At 55.9% G+C, this 1,414-nt stretch carries 1 protein-coding gene; it reads left to right on the plus strand.

All coding sequences use genetic code 11. The features are described 5' to 3' along the window. Window positions 1–48: 48 nt before the first annotated feature. Complete coding sequence (locus HNH97_RS11470) at window positions 49–1,299, plus strand: IS701-like element IS1452 family transposase (protein ID WP_012812328.1); 1,251 nt, start codon at window positions 49–51, stop codon at window positions 1,297–1,299. The last annotated feature ends 115 nt before the right edge of the window (window positions 1,300–1,414 follow it).

Consider the following 1,414-nt stretch of genomic DNA (forward strand, 5'->3'; position numbering starts at 1 on the left):
TAGCACTACAGTTGCATTTTGTGTTGAGTTCTGAATCGATGGGTAACCATGATTCAGGATATGATGAGTGGCGGTACGTCTGTTGAAGAGACGCTGGAATTATGGGCGCGCTCGCTTCGGTCCGCCAAGGATCGGATGGCGCCGCTGTTCACGCAAAAACGTGTCGTAGATTCGGCCTGTGCTTTTCTTGATGTTTTGATTGGCAATGAACCACGCAAGACGGGATGGATGCGAGCGGAAGCCGCAGGAGATCCTGGTCCATGGCGGCAGCAGGCGCTTCTGGGACGCGGGCACTGGGATGCCGATGCCCTTCGTGACGTCGTCAGGGATTATGTGATTGAGCATCTGGGCACTGAAGAGGGCGTGCTGGTCATTGATGAGACCGGTTTTCTGAAGAAGGGTCAGGCGTCCTGCGGTGTGGGGCGGCAGTATACGGGATCTGCCGGCAAGATCACGAACTGCCAGATTGGTGTGTTTGGCGCTTATGTTTCGGAACGGGGGCATGCCTTTATTGACCGCGCCCTGTATCTCCCGAAAGACTGGACATCAAAGCCTGAGCGTCTGAAGCGGGCCCACGTTCCCGATGACGTGGTGTTTGCGACCAAACCGGCGTTAGCCTCGATGATGATTGAGCGAAGTATTGAGGCCGGTGTGCCGTTCCGCTGGGTTGCAGCAGACAGCGTGTATGGCGTGGGCGACGTAGAACGCACGCTTCGCCGGGCAGGAATTGGATATGTGCTTGGGGTCAAGGGCAATCACTGGTTCGGATCATGGGCAACGGAACCGCTGATTGCCGGAGAGGCGAAAGATATTGCAGCAGGACTGCCAGACCAGGCCTGGCGTCGTCTGTCAGCGGGGCACGGCACAAAAGGTGAGCGACTTTATGACTGGGCGTATCTTCCGCTTGCTGATCTGGATGCTGAAGAATTTGACTGCCCTATAGCCGGACCATGGACACGTGGCCTGTTGATCCGCCGAAACATCGCTGACGGGGACCTTGCCTATTTTACGACCTGGAGCCCGAAAGGGACAACCACGCAGGAACTGGTGAACGTTGAAGGGACGCGCTGGAGGATCGAAGAAGGGTTCGAGACGGCCAAAAACGAATTTGGTCTTGATCATAACGAGACCCGCTCCTGGCATGGTTGGCATCGGCACGTCTCTCTGGTCATGCTGGCCTATGCCGTCATGGCCAGTGTCCGTTACCAGGCAAACTCACTGAAACCGAAAAAAACACAACTCAGAACACGACAGTCCTTGTCCGCTGGTCCATTCAGGAGATCAGGCGCCTCGTCGTAAAACTTGCACAACGCAGACTACCCGTCTCTCACATCCTCAGATGGTCCGTCTTTCGACGAACGCATCAGGCCAGTGCTATCCGCGCTCACTCACGACACAAAATGCAACTGTAGTG

Source organism: Gluconacetobacter entanii, assembly GCF_013155425.1.
GTDB lineage: Bacteria > Pseudomonadota > Alphaproteobacteria > Acetobacterales > Acetobacteraceae > Novacetimonas > Novacetimonas entanii.

Coding starts and splice junctions, on each gene's coding strand:
- HNH97_RS11470 (WP_012812328.1), top strand. CDS start 49: ATGATTCAGGATATGATGAGTGGCGGTACGTCTGTTGAAGAGACGCTG.